The 3,709-nt window shown below is 59.6% G+C and carries 6 protein-coding genes; 5 read left to right on the top strand and 1 reads right to left on the bottom strand.

What is annotated here, in order from left to right; all coding sequences use genetic code 11:
- The 5 genes from F8N12_RS27085 to F8N12_RS27105 form a co-directional block, all read left to right on the top strand.
- The coding region (locus tag F8N12_RS27085; RefSeq protein ID WP_191623232.1) for a septation protein IspZ at positions 1-245 on the top strand (245 nt) is incomplete at its 5' end.
- Position 246: 1 nt separating this feature from the next.
- A complete protein-coding gene (locus F8N12_RS27090) occupies positions 247-546 on the top strand; it encodes a YciI family protein (RefSeq protein WP_008156126.1) in 300 nt (99 codons plus the stop codon).
- Between the two features lie 108 nt (positions 547-654).
- Positions 655-1,068, top strand: coding sequence for a translation initiation factor 2 (locus F8N12_RS27095; RefSeq protein WP_150583090.1), 414 nt, complete (start codon positions 655-657; stop codon positions 1,066-1,068).
- A gap of 7 nt (positions 1,069-1,075) precedes the next feature.
- Entirely contained in the window at positions 1,076-1,753 is a 678-nt protein-coding gene (locus tag F8N12_RS27100) for a response regulator transcription factor (RefSeq protein WP_150583091.1), read from the top strand.
- 306 nt (positions 1,754-2,059) lie between these two features.
- Complete coding sequence (locus F8N12_RS27105) at positions 2,060-2,497, top strand: Spy/CpxP family protein refolding chaperone (RefSeq protein WP_150582488.1); 438 nt, start codon at positions 2,060-2,062, stop codon at positions 2,495-2,497.
- Between the two features lie 161 nt (positions 2,498-2,658).
- Here the strand turns inward: F8N12_RS27105 and F8N12_RS27110 are convergent.
- Positions 2,659-3,709, bottom strand: a 1,051-nt coding sequence (locus F8N12_RS27110; protein WP_150583107.1) for a flavohemoglobin expression-modulating QEGLA motif protein, incomplete at its 5' end; no start/stop codon positions are given.

Genomic DNA, 3,709 nt, shown 5'->3' on the forward strand with positions numbered 1-3,709 from the left:
TCATGGGCCATGCACTGACGTTGCCGGACCCGGTCTGGGCCCGCCTGAACATTGCCTGGATCGCTTTTTTCCTGTTTTGCGGTGCCGCCAACCTGTTCGTCGCGTTCACGTTCCAGGAATACTGGGTCGACTTCAAAGTCTTCGGCAGCCTGGGCCTGACCTTGCTGTTCCTGATCGCACAGGGCATCTACCTGTCGCGTCATATGCACGACGCCGATACTACAACGCCAAAAACCGAGGACTGACATGCTTTACGCAATCATTGCCACAGACGTCGCCAACTCCCTGGAAGCCCGCCTGGCCGCACGGCCGGCTCACCTTGAGCGCCTTCAAGTGCTCAAAGGCGAAGGCCGCATCGTTCTGGCCGGCCCGCACCCGGCGGTCGACAGCAACGATCCTGGCGCGGCGGGTTTCACCGGCAGCCTGATCGTTGCCGAATTCGATTCCCTGAGCGCCGCTCAGGCCTGGGCCGACGCTGATCCGTACATCGCGGCCGGCGTCTACGCCAATGTATCGGTCAAGCCGTTCAAGCAAGTCCTGCCTTAGCGTCATCTGTCGCGATGAACCTTCCCGGTTCATCGCGCGCTCAATCGCTCATCATTCCCGTTTGCCTGCCGACAACCTGCCCAATAATAATTGGAATCAGGAGCTCCGATGCGCAAAGGTCCGTTGTGTCTGATGTGGGTCACGTTGGCAATCGTGGCACCCGCCCACGCTGAGGAAATTGCCGAGGGCAGTCAGTCAACGCCTGTGTCCCTCGGTGCAGAGAGCCAGATCGCCGAATTGCAGCAGCGCTTGAAGCTGAGCGAGCAGCGACGGGAAGAATTGAGCAGGCAATTGCAAGGCACCCATGCCGAACGTGAGAGCGTGCAGTTGAGCCGGTTGCGTCAGGACAATCAGCGCCTGAAGCAGCAGCTCAAGGAAAGCGAGTCCGGCAGCCCGCTGCGGCGCTTTCTGACGGATCAACAGCAATGGTTCGTGGTTGGCGCGGGAGTAGCGCTATTGGCTCTGCTCTGCGGTATCTTCGCCAGCGGTGCGTATAGAAAACGTCGACAATGGCTAAATTGAGTGAGTCATGAGCGAGCTGTTATTAATTGATGATGACCAGGAGCTATGTGAGCTGCTGGTCAGTTGGCTGAGCCAGGAAGGCTTTCAGGTGCGTGCCTGCCACGACGGCCAGAGCGCCCGTCGTGCGCTGGCCGAAACGTCCCCGGCAGCGGTGGTGCTGGACGTGATGCTGCCGGACGGCAGTGGCCTGGAATTGCTCAAGCAATTGCGCAGTGATCACCCGGACCTGCCGGTGCTGATGCTCTCGGCGCGCGGCGAACCGCTTGACCGCATCCTCGGCCTGGAACTGGGCGCCGATGATTACCTGGCCAAACCCTGCGATCCACGGGAACTGACCGCCCGCTTGCGCGCCGTGTTGCGCCGCAGTCATCCGGCGGCCGTCTCCAGCCAGCTCGAGCTGGGCGATTTGTGTTTCAGCCCGATGCGCGGCGTGGTCAGCATCGACGATCAGGAGTTCACCCTCACCGTTTCCGAAAGCCGCCTGTTGGAAGCCTTGCTAAAACAACCGGGCGAACCACTGGACAAGCAGGCACTGGCGCAGATAGCCCTCGGCCGCAAACTGACCCTGTATGACCGCAGCCTGGATATGCACGTCAGCAATCTGCGCAAAAAGATCGGTCCGCACCCCGATGGCCGCCCGCGCATCGTGGCGCTGCGCAGCCGCGGTTATTACTACAGCCGTTGAAAACAACGCGACCTGGTAGCAGCTGCCGAGCCCGCGAGGCTGCGTCCGGCGGCGCAGCCGTCGCAAAACCTGTAAACGCGGTCTACCTGAAAAATACGATCGACTGAATTGACGACGGCTGCGCCGCCGGACGCAGCGTCGCGGGCTCGACAGCTGCTACAGCGGGCCCGGTGAATCGCTGGGTTTGTCAGGCAGATACTAAATCCTCTTTACCGAAGCTTTACGCTTCGCTGACCGCCGCTGACCTTGATCTGCGTAATCTGAACTCATCCGGAACGTACCGGGAACGAGACAAGGAGATTCACCATGCGCAAGACTCTAATCGCTCTGATGTTCGCTGCCGCTCTGCCAACCGTCGCCATGGCCATGCCTGAAGGTGGCGGCCCGATGGACGGCCCGCGTCACGGTGGTCAGATGCATGGCATGCACGGCAAAGGCCCGTACAGCCAACTGGACCTGAGCCGCGAACAGCGCGAGCAGATCCGCAAGATCATGGGCGAGCAGATGCACGAACGTAAGCAAGTGGTCGGCAAATACCTGGAGAAGCTGTCGCCAGCCGATCAGAAAGCCATGAAAGACGAAATGGCTGCCAACCACAAGAAAGCCGACGCCGACGTACGCGCCCTGCTGAAGCCCGATCAACAGAAGCAATTCGACGACATGCAGAAGAAGAAGGCTGAGCGCCGCGCGGAATGGGCTGAATTCAAGGCCTGGAAAGCGCAACAACCGCAAAAAGCGCAATAATGCGCTGACCCTGGGTCCGACGGCTAACCCCGTCGGGCCTGTTTCCATGCGGTTCCCTGTGGGAGCGAGCCTGCTCGCGATAGCGGAGTATCAGGCAACATCAATACTGAATTTCGGTCCGCTATCGCGAGCAGGCTCGCTCCTACAGGGGGATCAGTGTTTTACAAAATATTGGAGTAATCCGCTTCGATCCGGTCCAGGCTCAGGTGATTGAGGAAGTTGGAGAAGCACATCCACGCCGACAGCGCATTCATGTCGCGGAATTGTTCCGGCAAATACTTGGGCGGCACCACCAGACCTTCATCGACCAACTGACGCAACGTGCGCATGTCTTCCAGCGTGGTCTTGCCGCAGAACAGCAGCGGCACCTGCTCCAGCTTGCCCTTACGCACGGCCAACTGAATGTAGTTGTAAACCATGATAAAGCCCTTGAGGTAGGACAAGTCTTTGGTGAATGGCAGGCCGGTCGGCACCGAGCCGCGGAAAACCCGACTGGCGTTGCCATAACTTTCCGCCATTTCGAAACCCTGCTCGCGAAAAAATTCGAAGATCTGCAGGAAATCCGCGCCCTCCTCGACCATGTGAATGGCGCGGGTGCGGTTGGTGAGTTTGCGCAGGCGACTCGGGTACGAGGCGAAAGTGATGATTTCCATCAGGATCGCCAGGCCTTCCTGGGTCACCGTCGACGACGGTGGACCTTTGGACAGAAAGGTGCAGATCGGCTGATTCAATCCATTCAATGTCGTGCCGACATGCACCAGCCCTTCGTGCACTTCGAGGGCGCGCACGTCGCGCTCGTTGAACATCGCGTCGGTGCGAATCTTGATGTAGTCGGCACCGGCCGCCGCGTCGGCGACGATACCGTCGGATTCGAACACGCGAATAGTTTCTTCAGCCTCACCGAACACCCGGCTCAAGCGGGTCTGCAACATGTTCACGGCGTCCTTGGCGGTGAGGATTTTCGGCTCGTCCTTCAGATCGCCGCGACCGTCGATGTTGTTGAGGTAATCGGAAAGCATCAAGCCCAGATCAGACAGCGTCGGATCGCCGGCATGAAACGCGTCAGAGGCAGCGCCATACAGCTCTTGCGAGATCAGACCAAAATCCTCGGTACCGCGCGCTTCGAGCATGCGCACCACCATCCGGTATTCCTTGCACATACGCCGCATGATCTGGCCGACCGGATTGAACTGGCCGAGCTGACGGGTAATG

Origin of the sequence: Pseudomonas fluorescens, assembly GCF_902497625.1 — a bacterium.
Classification (GTDB): Bacteria; Pseudomonadota; Gammaproteobacteria; order Pseudomonadales; family Pseudomonadaceae; genus Aquipseudomonas; species Aquipseudomonas fluorescens_BQ.

Coding starts and splice junctions, on each gene's coding strand:
- F8N12_RS27105 (WP_150582488.1), top strand. CDS start 2,060: ATGCGCAAGACTCTAATCGCTCTGATGTTCGCTGCCGCTCTGCCAACC.
- F8N12_RS27095 (WP_150583090.1), top strand. CDS start 655: ATGCGCAAAGGTCCGTTGTGTCTGATGTGGGTCACGTTGGCAATCGTG.
- F8N12_RS27090 (WP_008156126.1), top strand. CDS start 247: ATGCTTTACGCAATCATTGCCACAGACGTCGCCAACTCCCTGGAAGCC.
- F8N12_RS27100 (WP_150583091.1), top strand. CDS start 1,076: ATGAGCGAGCTGTTATTAATTGATGATGACCAGGAGCTATGTGAGCTG.